The sequence below is a fragment of the Pseudomonas sp. MC6 genome, from assembly GCF_054790575.1.
Genome location: NZ_CP186504.1, coordinates 3,940,798 through 3,959,998, shown reverse-complemented (window position 1 = coordinate 3,959,998; position 19,201 = coordinate 3,940,798). Strand labels below are relative to the sequence as shown.

Annotated in this window: 17 protein-coding genes and 1 pseudogene; 9 read left to right on the top strand and 9 right to left on the bottom strand. The window is 59.5% G+C overall.

The annotated features are described in order from the left end of the window. Nucleotides 1-160: 160 nt before the first annotated feature. Nucleotides 161-415, bottom strand: a pseudogene (locus tag ACOYXE_RS17810) (YebG family protein); the annotation flags it as partial. 327 nt (nt 416-742) lie between these two features. On the opposite strand from ACOYXE_RS17810, the gene ACOYXE_RS17805 reads away from it, so the two are divergent. Further along, nucleotides 743-1,243, top strand: coding sequence for a phosphate-starvation-inducible protein PsiE (locus ACOYXE_RS17805; protein ID WP_026000737.1), 501 nt, complete (start codon nt 743-745; stop codon nt 1,241-1,243). Here ACOYXE_RS17805 and ACOYXE_RS17800 read toward each other — a convergent pair. The 3 genes from ACOYXE_RS17800 to ACOYXE_RS17790 form a co-directional block, all read right to left on the bottom strand. Then, nucleotides 1,240-1,557 carry a DUF3509 domain-containing protein gene (locus ACOYXE_RS17800; protein WP_160055955.1) on the bottom strand — a complete coding sequence of 106 codons (318 nt, stop codon included), beginning with the start codon at nt 1,555-1,557 and terminating at the stop codon, nt 1,240-1,242. The genes ACOYXE_RS17805 and ACOYXE_RS17800 overlap by 4 nt on opposite strands. Before the next feature lie 304 nt (nt 1,558-1,861). Continuing rightward, the gene (locus ACOYXE_RS17795) at nt 1,862-3,163 is read right to left on the bottom strand and encodes a serine/threonine transporter (RefSeq protein ID WP_460926361.1); all 1,302 of its coding nucleotides are present in this window, start codon (nt 3,161-3,163) and stop codon (nt 1,862-1,864) included. An 86-nt stretch (nt 3,164-3,249) separates the two neighbouring features. After that, nucleotides 3,250-4,626, bottom strand: a complete 1,377-nt coding sequence (locus tag ACOYXE_RS17790) for an L-serine ammonia-lyase (RefSeq protein ID WP_160055959.1) — start codon at nt 4,624-4,626, stop codon at nt 3,250-3,252. Nucleotides 4,627-4,761: 135 nt separating this feature from the next. Here ACOYXE_RS17790 and ACOYXE_RS17785 point away from each other — a divergent pair, with 135 nt between their 5' ends. Together ACOYXE_RS17785 and ACOYXE_RS17780 are read left to right on the top strand one after the other, a co-directional pair. Next, entirely contained in the window at nt 4,762-5,709 is a 948-nt protein-coding gene (locus tag ACOYXE_RS17785) for a LysR substrate-binding domain-containing protein (RefSeq protein ID WP_160055961.1), read from the top strand. Nucleotides 5,710-5,909: 200 nt separating this feature from the next. Then, nucleotides 5,910-6,314, top strand: a complete 405-nt coding sequence (locus ACOYXE_RS17780) for an HPF/RaiA family ribosome-associated protein (protein WP_116029519.1) — start codon at nt 5,910-5,912, stop codon at nt 6,312-6,314. A gap of 388 nt (nt 6,315-6,702) precedes the next feature. Here the strand turns inward: ACOYXE_RS17780 and ACOYXE_RS17775 are convergent, their stop codons facing one another. From ACOYXE_RS17775 to ACOYXE_RS17760, 4 genes are all read right to left on the bottom strand, one after another. Further along, complete coding sequence (locus ACOYXE_RS17775; RefSeq protein WP_460926360.1) at nt 6,703-7,071, bottom strand: endonuclease domain-containing protein; 369 nt, start codon at nt 7,069-7,071, stop codon at nt 6,703-6,705. Between the two features lie 398 nt (nt 7,072-7,469). Further along, nucleotides 7,470-9,803, bottom strand: a complete 2,334-nt coding sequence (fecA, locus tag ACOYXE_RS17770; RefSeq protein WP_460926359.1) for a TonB-dependent Fe(3+) dicitrate receptor FecA — start codon at nt 9,801-9,803, stop codon at nt 7,470-7,472. Nucleotides 9,804-9,994: 191 nt separating this feature from the next. Next, nucleotides 9,995-10,927: a FecR domain-containing protein gene (locus tag ACOYXE_RS17765; protein WP_460926358.1), complete on the bottom strand. Its 933-nt coding sequence runs from the start codon at nt 10,925-10,927 to the stop codon at nt 9,995-9,997. Beyond that, nucleotides 10,924-11,412 carry a sigma-70 family RNA polymerase sigma factor gene (locus ACOYXE_RS17760; protein WP_460926357.1) on the bottom strand — a complete coding sequence of 163 codons (489 nt, stop codon included), beginning with the start codon at nt 11,410-11,412 and terminating at the stop codon, nt 10,924-10,926. Before ACOYXE_RS17760 ends, ACOYXE_RS17765 begins: the two co-directional genes overlap by 4 nt. Nucleotides 11,413-11,602: 190 nt before the next feature. On the opposite strand from ACOYXE_RS17760, the gene ACOYXE_RS17755 reads away from it, so the two are divergent. The 6 genes from ACOYXE_RS17755 (at nt 11,603) to ACOYXE_RS17730 (ending at nt 18,001) form a co-directional block, all read left to right on the top strand. Further along, complete coding sequence (locus tag ACOYXE_RS17755) at nt 11,603-11,908, top strand: DUF3649 domain-containing protein (protein WP_038357590.1); 306 nt, start codon at nt 11,603-11,605, stop codon at nt 11,906-11,908. Further along, nucleotides 11,905-13,491: a PepSY-associated TM helix domain-containing protein gene (locus ACOYXE_RS17750; protein ID WP_405122280.1), complete on the top strand. Its 1,587-nt coding sequence runs from the start codon at nt 11,905-11,907 to the stop codon at nt 13,489-13,491. The genes ACOYXE_RS17755 and ACOYXE_RS17750 overlap by 4 nt, the downstream gene beginning before the upstream one ends. Next, on the top strand, nt 13,491-13,817 hold the full coding sequence (locus ACOYXE_RS17745) for a DUF3325 domain-containing protein (RefSeq protein ID WP_405122279.1): 327 nt from the start codon (nt 13,491-13,493) through the stop codon (nt 13,815-13,817). The genes ACOYXE_RS17750 and ACOYXE_RS17745 overlap by 1 nt, the downstream gene beginning before the upstream one ends. A 1-nt stretch (nt 13,818) precedes the next feature. Beyond that, nucleotides 13,819-14,385 (top strand): RNA polymerase sigma factor, encoded by a 567-nt coding sequence (locus tag ACOYXE_RS17740; protein WP_460929849.1) that lies wholly within the window; start codon nt 13,819-13,821, stop codon nt 14,383-14,385. After that, nucleotides 14,382-15,371, top strand: a complete 990-nt coding sequence (locus tag ACOYXE_RS17735; protein ID WP_460926356.1) for a FecR family protein — start codon at nt 14,382-14,384, stop codon at nt 15,369-15,371. Before ACOYXE_RS17740 ends, ACOYXE_RS17735 begins: the two co-directional genes overlap by 4 nt. A 200-nt stretch (nt 15,372-15,571) precedes the next feature. Continuing rightward, entirely contained in the window at nt 15,572-18,001 is a 2,430-nt protein-coding gene (locus ACOYXE_RS17730; RefSeq protein WP_460926355.1) for a TonB-dependent siderophore receptor, read from the top strand. Between the two features lie 205 nt (nt 18,002-18,206). Here ACOYXE_RS17730 and ACOYXE_RS17725 read toward each other — a convergent pair whose 3' ends face one another. Beyond that, nucleotides 18,207-19,082, bottom strand: a complete 876-nt coding sequence (locus ACOYXE_RS17725) for an AraC family transcriptional regulator (protein WP_160055982.1) — start codon at nt 19,080-19,082, stop codon at nt 18,207-18,209. Nucleotides 19,083-19,201: the final 119 nt, after the last annotated feature.

Below are 19,201 nucleotides of genomic sequence, written 5' to 3'. Positions count from 1 at the left end.
GCCTTCGGCAGCTCCTACAGGGAATACACATTCCAAATGTAGGAGCTGCCGAAGGCTGCGATCTTTCAAGGGGCGCAGATTACTTCGCGGCTTTTGCCGCTTTGGCAGGTTTGGCCGGCGTTTCAGCAGGTTCTGCAGCTTCGGCATTATCGACCGGTTCGGCCGGTGCATTGAGCAGCTCGGACAGCGCATCCGGCTGGCTCTTGAACGCCCGGGCGAACACATCGCGATTCTTCGCCATGTAGATCCCGGCTTCTTCCACTTGTTGTTCAGTCAGGGACGGAACGGCTTTTTGCAGCACATCGGCCAGATATTCGGCCAGTTCGAGCATTTTGTCATGACGGTCAGCTTCGGCTTTATCCATGAACAAGCGCTCCAGATCTCGGCTGCTGCGGTATACCACTTCGACGGCCATTCACCACCTCACATGCCTTCACATTAAGTTGTCTTGACGACTACTGTATCCATATACAGCGAAAAGGATAAGCGAATCCCTGCGCTATGGGTAGTGGCTTTTCAATGTAGACCGGATTTCGGGTTTGTCAGGGAGACCGTGTCGCTGCATTCGCGAGCAGGCTCGCTCCCACAAAAGCACAGCGGTGCGACCAAACGCCACGGCGCGGGTTTGGCGGCGTCTCGCCATGATGACGTGGCCTCTTTTCTGCATGAAAACCGTTACGTGCAGAAAACCGTCACGTCCAACACGCATCATCCGCTCGCATTCGAGCTAAGGAACATCATCGTGAAAATAAACTGGGCCGAGAAACTGCGGCAAAACGTGCATCAACTGGCCGAGTCCCTGGGTAACCTGTTCGTCGAGACCTTCCATTATCTGGCGCTGTTTGCCATTGGTGCGGTGACGGCGTGGGCGGCGGTGATGGAGTTTCTCGGGATGCTCGAGGAAGGCCACATCAAGATCGATGACATTCTGCTGCTGTTCATCTATCTCGAACTGGGGGCGATGGTCGGAATCTATTTCAAGACCAACCACATGCCGGTGCGCTTCCTGATCTACGTGGCGATCACCGCGCTGACCCGTTTGCTGATTTCCAACGTCTCGCACCACAACCCGCCGGACATGGGCATCATCTACCTGTGCGGCGGGATTCTGCTGCTGGCGTTCTCGATTCTGGTGGTGCGTTACGCCTCGTCACAATTTCCTTCGGTGAAGATCGAGAAACCACAGCGCAAACTTGGCGCCGGCTCCAGCGAGCATCCGGAAGTCGAGAAAGGCGAACTCTAAAGCCCGGCCGCAGGTCGTGGCCGGCCGATGACGCGTGGCGGTGGCGGGGTCAGCCCGGCGCCGCTGGTCATCGCTTCGAGGATCGCCATGGCGCTGTGGCCCTGTTCGATGGCGATGCCGAATTGAATGCTTTGCACCAAGCGTTTGAGGCGCGCGGGATCGTTGCGCTGTTCGGCGCTGATCATGCGTTTGGCCACGATCCGACCGCTGTTGGACAGGGTCAGCATGATGCTGCCGTCCAGGCCCTGAATGCTCAGGTTGATCTGATAGTCCGGCGCGAAGGCATCGGTAATGATCTGAAAAGGATTGTCCATGATGCGTCACCGCCTGATTGAACGTGCAGTTGTTGACCGGCCGTGATCGGGTTGGTTCGCCAAACCGGATCATCGGCCATTCCGTGGCCTGTATTTGCTGCTTCATGTAGGAGCTGTCGAGTGAAACGAGGCTGCGATCTTTTGCTCTTCAGTGTTTTGATTTCGGTCATGAAGAGCAAAAGTTCGCAGCCTGCGGCAGCTCCTGCAGGGACTTAGCAAGGGCTGTGCCGGGAAAATTGTCGAACAATGAACACGGGCATAAAAAAGGCGAGCCACGCGGCTCGCCTTTTTTAATGGCGCGTTTTCAGGGCAGAACCGAGTAGATGATCGCTGACAGTGCAATCAGGCCGATCAACACCACAAACACGTTGGATACCTGGCCCGAATACTGGCGCAAGGCTGGCACGCGGCGGATGGCGTACATCGGCATCAGGAACAACAGACAGGCAATCACCGGCCCGCCGAGGGTTTCGATCATGCCGAGGATGCTCGGGTTGAAGGTCGCCACGGCCCAGCAGCTAAGGATCATGAACACGGCGGTCGCGCGGTTCAGCCAGCTCGCTGACATGACCCGGCCACGGCTGCGCAGGCTTTTCACGATCATGCCCTGGAAGCCTTCGCTGGCGCCGATGTAGTGGCCGAGGAAGGATTTGGTGATCGCCACCAGCGCAATCAGCGGCGCGGCGTAAGCGATCACCGGCGTCTGGAAGTGGTTGGCCAGGTACGACAGGATCGAAATGTTCTGCGCTTTCGCTGCTGCCAGATCCGCCGGCGACAACGCCAGCACGCAACTGAAGCAGAAGAACATCACCGTCACCACCATCATGCCGTGAGCCATGGCGAGGATGCCGCTGCTTTTGCGCTCGGCCTGCCCGCCGTAACGTTGTTTCTGCTCAACCGCGAACGCGGAAATGATCGGCGAATGGTTGAACGAGAACACCATCACCGGGATTGCCAGCCACATTGTCTTGAGGAACGCCGACATCGGCATCGCCTCTTGAGCGCTGGCGAAAAACGCGCCGTTCCAGTTCGGAATCAGGCTGAGCGCGAGCAGCAACAAGGCTGCGACAAACGGATAAACCAGCACGCTCATGGCTTTGATGATGACGCTTTGGCCGCAGCGCACAATCGCCATCAGACCGAGAATCAACACCAGCGAAAGGGTCGCCCGAGGCGGCGGGGCGATGTGCAACTGGTGTTCGAGGAAACTGCTCAAGGTGTTGGTCAGCGCCACGCTGTACACCAGCAGGATCGGGAAGATCGCGAAGAAATACAGCAGCGTGATCAGCTTGCCGGCACCGATGCCGAAGTGTTCTTCGACCACTTCGGTGATATCCCCGGAGCGCCCGGACAAGACAAAACGGGTCAGGCCACGGTGAGCAAAAAACGTCATCGGGAAGGCCAGAACAGCGAGAATCAGCAACGGCCAGAAACCGCCGACACCAGCGTTGATCGGCAGAAACAAAGTCCCTGCACCGATAGCCGTGCCGTACAGGCCAAGCATCCAGGTGGTGTCGAATTTGCTCCAGCCCGTGTGGGCCGTTTCTGTGTTGCTTGTGCGGTCTACAGCGGGATTTTCGGCAGCAGGTGTACGTACATCGGTCATCGGTATCGCCTCGTTATTATTTTTGCTCGGGCTCACGGTTGGCAGACCGTCGAATGCGGTCTGCCGGGGCAGTCAGGGAATGCGCCTCAGCACTCCACCCAGTTCACAGCCAGGCCACCCCGTGAAGTCTCTTTGTATTTGTCATGCATGTCGGCGCCGGTATCGCGCATGGTGCGGATCACCCGGTCGAGGGAAATGAAGTGGTTGCCGTCGCCGCGCAGAGCCATTTGCGTGGCGTTGATCGCCTTCACGGCGGCGATCGCATTGCGTTCAATACACGGCACCTGCACCAGGCCGCCGACCGGGTCGCAGGTCAGGCCGAGGTTGTGTTCCAGGCCGATTTCGGCGGCGTTTTCCAGTTGCTCCGGGGTGGCGCCGAGCACGTCGGCCAGACCGGCAGCCGCCATCGCGCAGGCCGAACCGACTTCACCCTGACAGCCGACTTCGGCGCCCGAGATCGAGGCATTTTTCTTACAGAGAATGCCGACGGCGGCCGCACCGAGAAAGAAAGCGACCACGTCATCGTCAGACGCATCCGGGTTGAATTTCATGTAGTAGTGCAGAACTGCCGGGATGATCCCGGCTGCGCCGTTGGTCGGCGCGGTGACCATGCGCCCGCCGGCCGCGTTTTCTTCGTTGACGGCGAGGGCGAACAGGTTGACCCACTCCATCGCCGACAGCGTTGAGCTGATCACGTTCGGCTTGCCGATTTCCAACAGGCTGCGATGCAGTTTCGCCGCCCGGCGCGGCACATTCAGACCACCGGGCAGGATGCCTTCGTGGCGCAGGCCTTGTTCGACGCACTCGCGCATTACCGACCAGATGTGCAGCAGGCCTTGGCGGATTTCGGCGTCGGTACGCCAGGCGCGCTCGTTGGCCATCATCAGTTCGGACACGCGCAGATTGTGCTGTTTGCATAGTGACAGCAGTTCGGCGGCGCTGGAAAAATCGTACGGCAACGCCACGTCACCGGCCGGTGCGACACCGGACTCAGCTTCTTCCGCTTCGATAATGAAACCGCCACCGACCGAGTAGTACGTCTGCTCGAACAGCTCGGCCGTTTCGCCAAAGGCTGTCAGGGACATGGCGTTGGGATGGTAGGGCAGACTCTCGTCGAGCAGCAGGAGATCACGCTGCCAGTCGAAGGCGATTTCTCTTTGCCCGGCGAGGGACAGTTGGCCTGTCTCGCGCAGTTGCTGAATGCGCGGATCGATGGTCGCCGGATCAATGCTGTCCGGCCATTCGCCCATCAGACCCATGACTGTGGCGCGGTCGGTGGCGTGACCGACGCCGGTGGCTGACAGCGAGCCATATAAACGGATTTCCACACGACGCACATCGTTCAACAAATGCTGATCAATCAGCGCCTGAGCGAAGGTCGCTGCCGCCCGCATCGGGCCGACGGTGTGGGAGCTGGACGGGCCGATGCCGACTTTGAATAGATCGAAAACACTGATAGCCATGCTAAACCCTTACAAGCAATGGAGTACGAATCGCTGCCATTTTTTGTAGGACAAGCGCAATGTCGGCGATACTGCCTACCTCGGTCCTACGTGACTAACGAAACTTCCTAAGTAAGCCTTTAGCAGGACTAAACGATGAGTCGTCAATTGCATGCCCAGACCTATGTCTGGCTGCAGGTGTTTTCCTGTGCCGCGCGGCACCTGTCGTTCACCCGTTGTGCCGAAGAACTGCACATCACCCCGGGGGCGGTCAGCCAACAGATTCGACAACTGGAGGAGCGTCTGGGCTTTCGTCTGTTTCATCGGCGCGCGCGCGGTGTGGAATTGAGTGCAGAAGGGCAGCGGTTGGCCATTACCGTCAATGAGGCGTATGGCAGCATCGATGCGGAATTGCGGCGACTGGATGCCGGAATGATCAGCGGGATTCTGCGCCTGCGCTCGATTCCGTCATTCCTCAGCAAGTGGCTGACGCCCCGTTTGCCGCGCCTGCAACAGCGTTACCCGGACATTCAGCTACGGCTCGTCGCCGAGGACAGCAGCGTGCCGTTGCACGAGGGCGACTTTGATCTGGCGATAGATCTTAACGACGGCAGTTACCCGGGATTGTTATCCACAGCCTTGCTCGACGAGCAGATTTTCCCCGTATGTGCACCGAGCCTGTTGCGTGGGCGTCCACCGTTGCACGGGCCGGCGGATCTGGTGCATTTCCCGTTGCTGCATGACATCACTGCCTGGCGTGGCAGTTATGAATACGCAGAGTGGGAATTCTATTTGAACGCGATCGGCTTCGAGGGCGCCGACGTGAGGCGCGGGCATACGTTCAATCGCAATCACCTGACCATCGAAGCGGCGATTGCCGGCATGGGCGTGGCGATTGCCAGACGCACGTTGCTTAACGATGAGCTGGAGCGGGGGACATTGATTGTGCCGTTTGGCCTGTCGGTGCCCAATCACAAACGCTACGTGTTGCTGTATGCGCCGGGGGCGTTGAGCCATCCGGGCGTACGGGCTGTGCATGATTGGTTGGTCGAGGAAGCGGGGATTTTTCGCAGTTTGCATCCGTTGAATGACGGGCAATTGTGAGCAAATTTTGCCGGGTTGCGAGTCAACCCGACTCCCGACCTTACCAGCGCTTTGCTCGGTTGTCCGGCTTTTTTTGCGAATGAATATTTATCTTTTTTCAGGGGTTGAAATGTTCGCCGGTCGGGCCGATTGTTGTAACCAGGAGGTCAGGAAATTCAACTCAAGGCCTCTGACGAGCTAGCTGAAATAAGGGATGAACTATGCAAATCCAAGTCAACAGCGATAACCATATTCAAAGTAGTCAACGACTGGAGGAGTGGGTACGTACAACCATTGAGAGCACGCTCGAACGTTATGAAGAAGACCTGACCCGCGTCGAAGTCCATCTGGCCGACGAGAACGGTGACAAACCAGGTCCCCATGACATGCGCTGCCAACTGGAAGCGCGGCCAAAAGGCCATCAACCGATTTCCGTGACCCATAAGGCCGATTCGCTGGAACAAGCGATCGACGGCGCTGCCGAAAAACTCGAGCACGCCCTGGAGCACCTTTTCGGCAAGCTGCGAGGTAAGCCACGCGCGGCTGTGGTGCCATTTAGCAAGGCGAATGACGCTCTGCTGGAGGAAGAATTTCTTGAGAACGAACAGGCAGCGATCAACAGTTGATGCGCTGATTTCATAAGCCACCCAATGAGAACGGGCCTGCGAATGCAGGCCCGTTTTTGTTTGTGGCGGTTTTTGCGCAGGGCATAAGAAAGCGGCCCCTCACCCCAGCCCTCTCCCTCCGGGAGAGGGGGCCGACCGAGGTGTCTGAAGAGGTACTTCGACCTGAAAGACCGGGTCGATTATGGATTCGGCAAAGCGGTTTCAGGTCGATGTATTTCTGAAGCATCCCGTAATCAGTCCCCCTCTCTCCGGGAGGGGGCCGACCGAGGTGTCTGAAGAGGTACTTCGACCTGAAAGACCGAGTCGATTATGGATTCGGCAAAGCAGAATCAGGTCGGCGTAGCTCGCAAGCATCCCCCGGTCAGTCCCCTCTCCCTCTGGGAGAGGGTTAGGGTGAGGGCATTTTTCGATTCGCCGCAATTCTTATGATCTGCTCCAGCACGTCGTCCATCTGCTGGATCACCTCAAGATTACTGAAGCGCGCGACTTCAATGCCCTTCTGATTCAGATAGTGCGTCCGGCGTTGGTCATGAATCAGTCCCGACGTTTCATAGTGCTGACCACCGTCCAGTTCAATCGCCAATTTCAGTTCGGCACAGTAAAAGTCCAGCACATAGGGCGGACAGGGAAACTGCCGGCGAAATTTCAGATTGGCGATTTGGCGGGAGCGGAGTTTTTGCCAGAGCAGCTGTTCGCAATCGGTTTGGTTGACACGTAACTGGCGGGCGAATTGGGCGAGGGTGGGGCGGGTTTGCATGCTTCACGATCCTTGTGAAGTTGGTTTGAAGTTTTACTGTAGACCATGACCCAGCTGACCCGCTGACCCTCACCCCAGCCCTCTCCCAGAGGGAGAGGGGGCCGACCGAGGTGTCTGGTGTTGTACATCGACCTGAAAGACCGAGTCGATTATGGATTCGGCAAAACGGTTTCAGGTCGAGTCGATTATGGATTCGGCAAAGCGGTTTCAGGTCGAGTCGATTATGGATTCGGCAAAGCGGTTTCAGGTCGAGTCGATTATGGATTCGGCAAAGCGGTTTCAGGTCGAGTCGATTATGGATTCGGCACAGCACTTTCAGGTCGGCGTACCTCGCAAGCATCCCCCAATCAGTCCCCTCTCCCTCAGGGAGAGGGTTAGGGTGAGGGGCTTTTCAACCCTCAGAACGCCACAGAAGTCTGCACATAAACTGTCCGCGGCTCACCCACATACTTGCCCTTGTTATTGTCATCAAACGAGCGCGTGAAGTACTGCGTGTTGAAGATGTTCTTCACCCCTACCGCCACGTTCAAATCCGACAACTGCGGGCCGAAGTCATATCCGGCGCGGCTGCTGAACAGCATGTAACCCGGGATCTTGCCGGTGCTGCCCTCAGCACTTTCCTTCGAGGTGTTGGCGTTGTCAGCGAACTGGTCGCTCTGGAAGCTGCTATCCAGATTCAACTTCCATGGCCCCTCGGTGTAACCGACGCCAATCGTGCCTTTGTGTTTCGAGGAGAACGGCACGCGATTGCCTTTGTTCGGCCCGTCTTCGCGAATGGTTGCGTCAACATAGGCGTAGCTGGCGTACACATCGAAACCAGCCAGCGCCGGACTCAAATCATCCAGCGCGTAATTGACGCTGGTCTCGATACCTTGATGACGGGTTTCGCCACGGGCAATCACCGAATCGTTGGTCTGATTACTTTCGTACTGATTGTCGAAGTTGATCAGGAACGCGCCGATCTCCGCGCGCAATGCGCCATTATCATAGCGCGTGCCGAGTTCCCAGGTGCGCGCCTTTTCCGGTTTCACTTCGCCGCTGGTCACACGGTTGGGCATCTGGCTGTATTGCACGCTGCCGAACGAGCCTTCGGTGTTGGCGTACAGATTCCAGCTGTCGGTCAGGTGATAGAGCACGTTCAACGCCGGCAACGCGGTGTTGTAGTCGCCCTTGTATTTGACGTTGGTCAGGTTGTTGGTCTGCTGCGATTCGATCATCTCGTAACGCACGCCGGGGGTGATTGTCCATTTGCCGATGTCGATGCGGTCGTCAACGAAGAACGCATTGGCCTCGGTGCCGCCACGGGTATCGCGGTCGTTGCGGCTGGCAGTGGTCGGGTATTCGTTGCTGCTGATCGGCGTGCGATAGCGCAGTTCGTGGCCGGCCTCGTTGATGTAGCGATAGCCGACGCCGACTTCATGACTGGTCGGGCCGAGGTCGAAGCCTTGGGCGAAACGGGTTTCCAGACCGCGCACCCAATACTCGCGCGGCGACAGGGAAAGGAACGTGCCTTGATCGAGATAACCGCTGCGCAAGGTCTTGGTGAAGAAGGTGTTGGCGGTGAATTCGCGGCGATCTTCCTGATAGCGATAGCCAAAATTGAACATCGTCCGACGGCCCCAGAACTGATCTTTCGGTCGGGTCGATTGGTACGGGTCGGCGTCGTAATCGGCGACGTTCAAACCGCCGGGCATATCAGCCTTGCCTTCGTAGTACTGGGCCATGGCGTTGAAACTGTTGGCCTCGTCGAGCTGGTATTTGCCCTTGAGGATCAGGTCGTCGATCTCGGTGTCGCTGTGTTCGCGCCAGTCACCGCCACGGGTGCCGGAGTAGAGCAACGCACCGCCGAGGCCATTGGCATTGGTGCCGCCGGCCAGCAGATTGGCGCTGGTCTTGAAGCCATCATGGCTCGACGAAGGGCTGGTTTCCGTCTGGAAGCCGCCCTTGACCGTCGGCTCGTCGGGAATCGCCCGGGTCACGAAGTTGACCACGCCGCCGACGTTCTGCGGGCCGTAGCGCACAGCACCGCCGCCACGTACCACGTCCACGGCATCCATGTTGCCCATGCTGATCGGCGCGAACGACAGTTGTGGCTGACCGTAAGGCGCGAACGGCACCGGAATGCCGTCCATCAACACCGTCGAGCGTGCGGCCAGGCGTGGATTCAAGCCACGGATACCGAAATTCAGCGCCATATCGTGGCTGCCGGTGCCGTTGTTTTCCGGGGCGTTGACGCCGGGGATGCGGTTGAGCACATCGCGCGCCTGCGTTGCGCCTTGACGTTCGAACTCCTCGCGGCGGATCACGTCGCGAGCACCGGGATGTTCAAACACGTTGATTTGCGCGGCGTCACCCAGCCAGTCGCCGACGACTTTCGAGGTGTCCAGTTCCAGCGCGGCATCCGCCACCGGTTGCAGACTGAACGCATTATTGCCCTCGGCGCGTGCTTGCAGACCGGTGCCTTCGAGCAGCGCATTCAGACCTTGCTCAGGCGTGTAGCTGCCCTCCAGGCCTCGACTTTGCACGCCGCCGGTAACTTGCGATCCGAAAGAAATCAACACGCCCGCTTCACGGCCAAACTGGTTGAGGGCGTTTTCCAGTGACGACGGCGCGATGTGATAGGCCTTGGCATCGGCGGCCATCGCAGCGGGCAGGGCACTGAAACTCAGGCTGGCGCCGAGGACAAGATTGCGCAGGCTGCGGGCCAGTGGCGTGAGGCGGGTGGGGTGCATGTGGATGATCCTGAGAAGGTTGAATCAAGGGGGCTTTCCTTCTCTGTCACGCCAGATCTGAAAAACGGCTCATTTATTTTTCAAAATCAAAAGATCGCAGCCTTCGGCAGCTCCTGCATTTGGAATGCATATCTTCTGTAGGAGCTGCCGAAGGCTCGGGCCGCGATCGGACGATCTTCTGATCTTGCTCCTTAAACCCGCGCTTCGACGGTCACCCAGTAGCGGGTAAAGCGCCTCATCTTCACCGGCAAACTGATTTCCAGCAGATCAAGAATCCGCTCGCTGTCGTCCAGCGGGTAAGTTCCGGAAATCAGCAGATCGGCGACGTTCTTGGCGCAATTGAGCTCGCCGCGACGGTAGCGACCCAGTTCATCAAGGAAGTCGCCCAGGCGCATGTGCGCCGCTACCAGCATGCCGTCGGCCCAGGCGCCGCTGTTGGCATCCAGCGGTTTGGCCTCGCTGACCGATGCCGGAGTGAAACTGAGCTGACGCGCGACCGGCAGCAACATCGGCGCTCGTCCATTACCGTTCAGTTCGACGCGACCTTCGAACAGCGCAATCTGCGTGCGATCGGCAAACTGGCGCACATTGAGGCGCGCGCCCTGAGCTTTCAGAAGGCCCTGAGCCGTGTGCACTTCGAAGGATTGCGCGGCCGTCAGGAGAATTTCGCCTTCGAGCAAGCGGATCAATCGCTGCCCACCGTCGACGTCCACGGCACTGGCGGTGTTGAGTTGCAACTTATCACCGCCACCCAGGGAAATTTTGCGTCGCTGCCCCAGCGGGCTGCGGTAATCGGCGAAGAGCGACGGCAATGGATTGTGCTCACGCATGCCCCAAGTGACAGCCGAACCGGCGCCAAGAATCAGCAGCAGTTTCAGTGCCTGACGACGACTGCCGGACTTCGGCCCGTTCAATGCCCCGTGCGCCAGTGGCGAAGACACACCGCGCAACCGTTGGTTGACCCGCTGAATATGCTCCCACGCGCGGCGGTGCTCGCTGTGCGCGTCCAGCCATTGTTGCATTGCCAAGTGCTGGCGTGGTGACAGCGCGCCTTGCTGCACTTCCATCAGCCAGTGCACAGCCTGTTCGGCAACCTGCGAGGAAAAATCCGGGGCGCGGTTCATAGGGAGAAGTAGCAGCGCATCGCCGCTTTGTTCAGATGACGTTTGACGGTGGCCACGGAGATTCCGAGTTCTGCGGCAATCTGTGGATAAGTCAGGCCATCGACCTGCGCCAGCAAAAAGGCGCGTTTGACCTGACGCGGCAAACCGTCGAGCAACTCGTCCAGCTCCACCAGGGTTTGCAGGATGATCGCTTTGTCTTCTTCCGACGGCGCGACCATTTCCGGCATCTGCGCCAATGTATCGAGGTAGGCGCGTTCCAGATCCTGACGGCGGTAATGATTGAACAGAACGCGTTTGGCCAACGTAGTCAGAAAGGCGCGCGGCTCGATGATCACCGGCGGCTCGCGGGCGGTCAGCACCTTGATGAAGGTGTCCTGTGCCAGGTCCGCCGCGCTGTCCGGGCAGCCGAGCTTGCGCCGCAGCCAGCCAGTCAGCCAACTGTGATGAGCCTGATAGAGCGATTCGACGGGATGGGCGGACGACAACGGTATTACTCCGGGCGCTTGATGGCGCGGTAGAGAGTATGCGTTAGAGAACAAGAACTGTTCGCATTGTAGTGGGCTAAATACTCGGCCGGCAATCAGATGCTTTTGCGTATGAGAATATTTATCATTAGTATTGCTCGCCTCAAGGTTCGGCTGATCGGCCGGACGTTTTTCGTTTCAGGGTCGAAACATGAAAGGCAAACTCGCCACACTTCCCATGTCCTATCGTCTGGCCGTCACCTCACGGGTGCTGGCCGCGGTATTTGGCGGCTATCTCGTCGCGGCACTGGCCAGTGTCACCCTGACGCTGTGGCTGCCGTTGAACCGAGCCGAAGCCGTGGTGACCGGCATGACCATTTCCTTTCTGGTCTATCTGGTAGCGGTGCTGTGGTGCTTTGCCTGTCGTACGGCGTGGTCGGCATGGGTTGGCTTGCTGGTGCCAAGCGTGATTCTGGCAACCATTTCCGGCGCAGCACGTGGATTGGGACTGGCATGAAAGAGGGCTTTCGTCAGGCGATGGCCTGGCTGCACACCTGGGCCGGACTGCTGTTCGGCTGGTTGCTGTTCGCGATTTTCCTGACCGGGACGCTGGCCTATTTCAAGGATGAAATCAGCCACTGGATGCAGCCGGAAATCCCTGCTCGATCGGTGAGTGCCGAGACCAGCCTGACGCTGGCCCAGGATTATCTGCAACAACACGCGGCGGGCGCTTCACGCTGGCTGATCGATTTGCCTGATGCCCGAGATCCCGGCCTGACCGTGCGCTGGCAGCCAGCGCCGGCGAAGCCCGGTGAGCGCGGACGCTTTGAATCGAAAACCCTCGACGCGCAAACCGGCGCTGAAGTGCAGGGCCGCGACAGCATGGGCGGCGAGTTCTTTTACCGCTTCCACTTCCAGCTGCAAATGCCTTATCCGTGGGGCCGTTGGCTATCGACCATCGCTGCCATGGTGATGTTCGTCGCGCTGATCACCGGGATCATCACTCACAAGAAAATCTTCAAAGACTTTTTTACCTTCCGCCCGCGCAAGGGCCAGCGCTCCTGGCTCGACGGGCATAACGCGGTGGGTGTGCTGGTGCTGCCGTTTCACTTGATGATCACCTACAGCAGCCTGGTGATTTTCATGTCGATGGTCATGCCAGCGAGCATCGTCGCGTCTTACGGCAGTGACGTGCGCACGTTTTATGACGAAGTTTTCCCGGCGTCGAAGACCCCGGAGCGCGCCGATATCGCGGCGCCGTTGATGTCCATGGCGCCGCTGTTGAGCAAGGCCAGCGAGCAATGGGCGGGCGGCCACACGGCGCGTCTGTCGGTGAGTAATCCGGGTGATGCCAATGCCACGGTGGTGCTGTCGCGTGCCGGCGATCGCGTGGTGCATGATTTTGGCCGCGCCGTGACGTTCAACGGGGTGACCGGGCTGATGCTCGGCAGCACACCGGAGCAGCCAATGGCGATGGCGGTGGGCGGCGCGTTCTATGGTTTGCACATGGGCCACTTTGCCGGGCCGGTGTTGCGCTGGCTGTACTTCATCTGCGGGCTGGCCGGCACGGCGATGATCGGCACCGGGCTGGTGATCTGGCTCGGCAAGCGTCAGCTCAAACATGCCAGGAGCGGGGTGATGCCGTTCGAACTGCGGCTGGTGGAAGTACTGAACATCGCCAGCATGGCCGGGCTGGTGTCGGCGGTGGCGGTGTTCTTTCTGGCCAATCGTCTATTGCCGGTGAGCCTCGCCGGGCGCGCAGATTGGGAGGTGAACGCGTTCTTCATGGCCTGGGGCCTGAGCGTGCTGCACGCGATGTTACGACCGGGGCGCAAAGCCTGGGTCGAACAGTTGGTGTTGGGGGCGGCGCTGTTTGTCGCGGTGCCGCTGATCAATGCGCTGACCACCCCTTGGAATCTCGGCGTCGCGTTGATGCAGGGTGACTGGGCGTTGGCCGGTTTTGATTTGACTTGCCTCGCCACAGGTTTTTTCCTCGCCTGGGCTGCATGGAAAATGCAGCGCGCCGGCAACACGGTTAGCGTAAAAAAGCCACGTCGCGAAACGCCACGGCCGATCACTCTTGAGCAAGGGGTTAACTGATGCTGCTGGCCCTGTTGCTCACCTACGCCGGATTCACCGCGTTGTGCCTGTCGATGCCTCGGCACCACGATGAATTGCTCGGTCACAAACCGTCCACGCGTCGCCGTCAGGGCCTGAAAGTCGGCGGATGGTTATTGCTGTGTTTGTCGCTTTGGGCGGCGGTGAAGGCCAACGGCTGGAGTTTCGGCCTGGTTGACTGGTTCGCCGTACTGATGCTCAGCGCCCTGGCGTTGGTATTGCTGCTGCCGTATCGCCCACGTCTGGCCTTGGCGCTGGCCGGTGTCAGTCTGCTGGCCAGCCCGGTCGCCGCATGGGCGCAGTGCTGAAGTGCTGATCGGCCTGCCGCCGGAATCCCGCGACGACGAGCCGCGCGGGGCGCGTGCGCATTTTCTGCAGGTGTTCCTGTCCCAGCGTTCGCAAATGGAGGCGCTGGTGAACCGTCGCGTCGGTTGTCGGGCGACGGCGGCGGACCTGGTGCAGGACCTGTTTCTGCGTTTCTGGCGGCGACCGCTGGTGCAGGTCGAAGAACTCAGCACCTATCTTTTGCGCTGCGCCGGCAACATCGCCATCGACCATCTGCGCAGCGAAGGCACACGCACGCGCGTCAACGAAGGCTGGCAACCGGACGAACCGGACAGCCACGGCAGCGAACCACAAGCAGCGCTGGAAGCGGGCAATGATCTGAAACATGTCGAAGCGGCGTTGCGCGCCTTGCCCGAGCGCACCCGGCAGATCTTTTTGCTCAATCGCATTCACGGCCGCAAGTACGCGGAAATCGCCAAAGCCATGGGCTTGTCCCAAAGTGCCGTGGAAAAACATATGATGCGCGCCCTCGAGGCCTGCAAGGCCAGCCTGCGCGAACCCGCGTCACGCCTTCCAGGGAAAGCACCGTGAAGCCATCCGACTCCATTATTCCGACGCCCGCGCAAGAGCAGGCCGCGTTTGCCTGGCTGAGCCTGTTGCATGATCGGCCGAGCACCGGCGATCAATTGACCTTCAGCCAATGGCTGCGGGCTGATCCGGCGCATGCCGAGGCTTACGCGCAGGCGCAGGTGCTCTGGGAACTGAGCGAAAGCCCGGCGCGCAAGCTGGCCGATGAAGAGGCCCTGGCGTTGCAGGGCTATCTCGATGCGATGGATCGCCCGCGCCGTCCGCAGCTTTTGCGTTGGTCAGGCGCGCTGGCAATGGCGGCCTGTCTGCTGCTGATGGTCAGCCTCGGCAGCGGTTGGCAGCCGCAGCGCTGGATCGATGACCTGGGCGCCGATTACGTTTCTGCGCCTGGTGAAATTCGCACCGTGACGCTGGCCGATCAGTCGCAAGTGACACTGGATGCCGACAGCGCGATCGCCGTGGATTTCACTCAGGGCGAACGGCATGTGCAATTGCGCCGCGGCGCCGGATTTTTCAGCGTCACCCACACCGGCGATCCGTTTGTGGTCGCGGCCGAGAAGGGCGAGGCGCGGGTGCTTGGCACGCAATTCGAAGTGCGTCTGCAACCGCAGGGCGCGCAGGTGACGGTATTGTCCGGTCGCGTCGGTGTCACGGCAGAGCGTGGCGCCGTGCAGCAGATTCTCATCGCCGGCCAGCAGGTTGCTTACGCTGGAGGCACGGCAGAAAAACTGCATGTGGCGGACGCTGAGGCGCAACTGGCCTGGCGTCAGGGCTGGTTGACTTATTACAAGTCGACACTGGCTGATGTGGTGGAGGATTTGCGCCGTTATTACCCCGGGCGGATCGTGTTGCTCAACGATGAGCTGGCGGCGCGCAAGGTCAGTGGCAGTTTTCCGAGCAAGGATCCGCAGGCCGTGCTCAGTTCCCTGCAGGGGGTGATGGGGTTTGAGCAGCATCAGGTATTGGGTCATCTGATTATTTTGCGCTGAAGCAAAAGTCAAAAGATCGCAGCCTTCGGCAGCTCCTACATTGGAATGCGATCTCCTGTAGGAGCTGCCGAAGGCTGCGATCTTTTGATCTGCAAAAATATTTTCAGATTTGTGGTGAGGTAAACCCGAGCCCCATCCGTGTAGTGACTGAAACTGCGAGTCATTCGCATCCGTTGCGGTTCTACACAGGTCATTGAGTCATGAAGTCCAGGGCAAAATCGGGTTCGGTCAAACAGTGGTTAAGCGTGTCGGCATTGAGTTTTTCGGCATTGGCACTGCTGCCGATAAGCGTGTCTCTGGCCGCTGAAACCGTCAGCAGCCAGGCGCAAAAGCAGTTCAATTTTTCCCTGGCCGCCAAACCGCTGCCGCAAGCCTTGAGCGACTTCAGCCGCATCACCGGGCAGAGCGTGGTCTACACCGACGAAGCGCCGTACGGCCTCACCGCGCCGGCGGTCAATGGCCAGATGAGTGCCGAGCAGGCACTGCAACGCTTGCTCAGTGGTTCTGGCCTCAACTTCCGCCGCACCGATAGCCGCACGCTGGCGCTGGAGCCGAAGCCTACCGAAGGCGCGTTGAATCTCGGTGCTACGACCATCACCTCGATCCGCGACGAATCGATGAGTTATCAGCCGCCGGAAACCAGTTCGGTGATGCGTTCCTCAGCTTCGCTTCAGGAAATCCCGCAGACCGTCAACGTCATCCCGGCGCAAGTTATCCGTGATCAGGCGCCACGCAATCTGGATGACGCCCTGGCCAATGTCAGCGGTATCACCCAAGGCAACACCTTGGGCAGCACTCAGGATTCGGTGATGACCCGTGGTTTCGGCGACAACCGCAACGGCTCGATCATGCGCGACGGCATGCCGATCGTGCAGGGGCGCGGCATGAACGCTACCGTCGACCGTGTTGAAGTGCTCAAAGGCCCGGCCTCATTGCTGTACGGCATTCAAGATCCCGGTGGCGTGGTCAACCTGGTCAGTAAAAAGCCTGAGCTGACGCAATACAATGCGCTGACCTTGCGCGGCTCGACCTATGGCGATGGCAAGAACGGCAGCGGCGGCACCCTCGACAGCACTGGCCCGCTGGGCGATTCCGGGCTTGCCTACCGTATGGTGCTCGATCACGAAGACGAAGATTACTGGCGCAACTTCGGCACCCACCGTGAAACCCTGATTGCGCCGTCGCTGGCCTGGTTCGGCGAAAGCACCAAGCTGTTGTTCGCCTACGAGCACCGCGAATTTCTCACGCCGTTCGATCGTGGCACGCTGATCGATCCGCGCACCAATCACCCACTGGACATCTCGCGCAAACAACGCCTCGACGAGCCGTTCAACAACATGGAAGGCCGTTCGGATCTGTATCACTTTGAAGCCGACCATGACCTCAACGACGATTGGAAAGCCCACTTCGGTTACAGCTGGAACCGCGAAACCTACGACGCCAGCCAAGTCCGTGTTACCGCCATCGACACCAAAAAAGGCACGCTGACCCGCAGCATGGACGGCACCCAGAATGCGATCAGCACCGACCGTTTCACCACCGCCAGCCTTGAAGGCAAGGTCAACGTGCTGGGTATGCAGCATGATCTGGTATTTGGCGTCGATGACGAGTACCGCAAGATCTACCGCGCCGACCTGATCCGGCAGAAAAGCCTGACCACCTTCAGCTACCTCAATCCGGTGTATGGCCGCGAAGTCGCCGGCACGACTGTCAGCGCTCCCGACAGCGCGCAGACCGATGAGCTGCGCAGTGATTCGGTGTTCATGCAGGACTCGATTCACCTCAACGACCAGTGGATTCTGGTCGCTGGCGGACGCTTTCAGGAGTACGACCAGTACGCCGGCAAAGGCGTGCCGTTCAAGGCCAACACCGACAGCAACGGCCAGAAGTTCGTCCCGCGCGCCGGTCTGGTGTATCGCTACACCGACGCCTTGTCGTTCTACGGCAGCTACACCGAATCGTTCAAACCCAACTCAACCATCGCCCCGCTGAGCGGCAGCAGCACCGTGCTCGACGGCAGTATCGCGCCGGAAGAAGCCAAGTCGTGGGAGCTGGGGGCGCGGCTGGACATGCCGGGGCGTGTCACCGGCAACATCGCGTTGTTCGATATCAAGAAACGCAACGTGCTGGTGGCCAATTCCGAAGGCCCAACGACCATTTACAGTGCGGCCGGTGAGGTGCGTTCGCGAGGCCTGGAGTTGGACCTGATGGGTCAGTTGAGCGACCACTGGAGCATGATCGGCAGCTACGCCTACACCGATGCCGAAGTGACTGAAGACCCGGACTACAAAGGCAAGCGCTTGCAGAACGTGGCAAAGAATTCCGGCTCGTTGTCGGCAGTGTATGACTTCGGCAGCGTGATCGGCGGCGATCAATTGCGCGTAGGGGCTGGAGCGCGTTATGTCGGGGAGCGTGCGGGTAACGCGGTGAATGATTTTGATCTGCCGAGCTATACCGTGGCCGATGCGTTTGCCACTTACGACACCAAGGTTGAAGGGCAGAAGGTCAAGTTTCAGCTCAATGTGAAGAACCTGTTTGATCGCACGTACTACACCTCGGCGGCGAGCCGGTTCTTTGTGTCGATGGGGGATGCGCGGCAGGTTTCGCTGTCCAGCACTTTGGAGTTTTAAGGCAAGATCAAAAGCCCCTCACCCTAACCCTCTCCCGGGGGGAGAGGGGACTGACCGGGGGATATTCCAGAGATACATCGACCTGAAAGTAATGCTTTGAATCCATAATCGATTCGGTGTTTCAGGTCGACGTATAACGCCAGACACCTCGTTCGGCTCCCTCTCCCTCCGGGAGAGGGCTGGGGTGAGGGGAGAAGAGAAGGGCTCAACGCAAAAACGCCTGCCGATACTCACCGGGCGTCCCACCCAACACCTGCTTGAACCGATTAGTGAAATGACTCGCGCTGGCAAACCCGCACGCCAGCGCAATCTCGCCCAACGGCAACCCCGTCCCGCGCAACAATTCCCGTGCCCGGCTCAAGCGCCGCGCCAGCACATACTGATGCGGCGGCAGGCCGAAACTCGTGCGAAACATCCGCGCAAAGTGGTATTCCGACAGCGCGCACAACCCGGCCAATTGTCCGAGGCTGATCGGCTCGGCCAGCTGAGTGTCGATGAACTCCACCAGTTGCCGACGCTGGTGTGGCGCCAGTCCGCCCCTCAAACGCAGACCCTGACGCGCGCCGACCTGACTGAGCAGGGTGTGGCTGATCAGTTCATGGGCGAGGCTGCTGGTCAGCAAACGTTCGGCGGGTTCGTCCCAATTCAGCGTCAGCAACTGCCGAAAGCGTTGTGCCTGCTGCGGGTCGTCGAGAAAGGTCTGCTCGCGCAATTGCATCTCTCGCGGTTCGCGATCGAGCAAGGTGACGCAACCAAGGGCAAATTGTTCGGCGTTAAAATACAGATGCGCCAGGCAGATATCGCCATTGATCACCCAGCCTGACTCATGATCTGCCGGCAGGATGCACAGCTTGTCCGGCCCGCCCTTGTGGCCCGGTTGGCCGCGACGAAACGTGCCTGTGCCACCGGCAATGTAGCAAGAGAGGGTGTGATGGCTCGGCGCTGCATACTCCTGCGCATCATGGTGGTTGGTCCACAAAGCGGCAGACAAGCCATCTCCAAGCTCGGCGCTGTGCACAAGGCGTGCATTCGGCGAACTGTTCAACGCTTGAAAGACTTGCAGGGTATCGATGGCGGCCATGAGCGGTTCTCTTCAACGCCTTGCATCCTACTCCGTAGACGCCGCGCTGCCAGCCTGCTGCCCGACAAAAGCGCAAGAATCTGCAAGCGCGCAATGCACGCTCGGGCAGACACTCAAGC

Bases quoted from the DNA above. Each gene is read 5' to 3' on its own strand.
- ACOYXE_RS17790 (WP_160055959.1), bottom strand. From the start codon at position 4,626: ATGGCTATCAGTGTTTTCGATCTATTCAAAGTCGGCATCGGCCCGTCC.
- ACOYXE_RS17780 (WP_116029519.1), top strand. From the start codon at position 5,910: ATGCAAATCCAAGTCAACAGCGATAACCATATTCAAAGTAGTCAACGA.
- ACOYXE_RS17775 (WP_460926360.1), bottom strand. From the start codon at position 7,071: ATGCAAACCCGCCCCACCCTCGCCCAATTCGCCCGCCAGTTACGTGTC.
- ACOYXE_RS17755 (WP_038357590.1), top strand. From the start codon at position 11,603: ATGAAAGGCAAACTCGCCACACTTCCCATGTCCTATCGTCTGGCCGTC.
- ACOYXE_RS17730 (WP_460926355.1), top strand. From the start codon at position 15,572: ATGAAGTCCAGGGCAAAATCGGGTTCGGTCAAACAGTGGTTAAGCGTG.
- ACOYXE_RS17745 (WP_405122279.1), top strand. From the start codon at position 13,491: ATGCTGCTGGCCCTGTTGCTCACCTACGCCGGATTCACCGCGTTGTGC.
- ACOYXE_RS17795 (WP_460926361.1), bottom strand. From the start codon at position 3,163: ATGACCGATGTACGTACACCTGCTGCCGAAAATCCCGCTGTAGACCGC.
- ACOYXE_RS17765 (WP_460926358.1), bottom strand. From the start codon at position 10,927: ATGAACCGCGCCCCGGATTTTTCCTCGCAGGTTGCCGAACAGGCTGTG.
- fecA (WP_460926359.1), bottom strand. From the start codon at position 9,803: ATGCACCCCACCCGCCTCACGCCACTGGCCCGCAGCCTGCGCAATCTT.
- ACOYXE_RS17785 (WP_160055961.1), top strand. From the start codon at position 4,762: ATGAGTCGTCAATTGCATGCCCAGACCTATGTCTGGCTGCAGGTGTTT.
- ACOYXE_RS17725 (WP_160055982.1), bottom strand. From the start codon at position 19,082: ATGGCCGCCATCGATACCCTGCAAGTCTTTCAAGCGTTGAACAGTTCG.
- ACOYXE_RS17750 (WP_405122280.1), top strand. From the start codon at position 11,905: ATGAAAGAGGGCTTTCGTCAGGCGATGGCCTGGCTGCACACCTGGGCC.
- ACOYXE_RS17800 (WP_160055955.1), bottom strand. From the start codon at position 1,557: ATGGACAATCCTTTTCAGATCATTACCGATGCCTTCGCGCCGGACTAT.